At 65.7% G+C, this 332-nt stretch carries 1 protein-coding gene; it reads right to left on the bottom strand.

All coding sequences use genetic code 11. The annotated features are described in order from the left end of the window. A partial coding sequence (locus SREC43747_RS20075) for an Hsp70 family protein (RefSeq protein WP_037332869.1) occupies positions 1 to 332 on the bottom strand: 332 nt, incomplete at both ends.

Below are 332 nucleotides of genomic sequence, written 5' to 3'. Positions count from 1 at the left end.
GCACGATCATCGCCCCGTCGGAGTTCGTCGGGGCCATCATGGAGCTCTGCCAGTCGCGCCGCGGCGGTGGGCTCGTTGATGATGCGCAGGACGTTCAGCCCGGCGATCTGGCAGTCCTCGAAGTAGGCCGGGACGGTGATGACCGCGTCGGTGACTTCCTCGCCCAGGTAGGCCTCGGCGTCCCGCTTGAGCTTCATCAGCACGCGGGCGCTGATCTCCTGCGGCGTGTACTCCTTGTCGTCGATCTTCTTCTTCCAGTCGGTGCCCATGTGGCGCTTGACCGACCGGATGGTGCGGTCGACGTTGGTGACCGCCTGGTTCTTAGCGGGCTG

It is taken from the genome of Saccharopolyspora rectivirgula DSM 43747, from assembly GCF_000497205.1.
Taxonomy (GTDB): domain Bacteria; phylum Actinomycetota; class Actinomycetes; order Mycobacteriales; family Pseudonocardiaceae; genus Saccharopolyspora; species Saccharopolyspora rectivirgula.
Note: the sequence above shows the minus strand (reverse complement) of the source record. Positions and strands in the feature narration are given on the sequence as shown.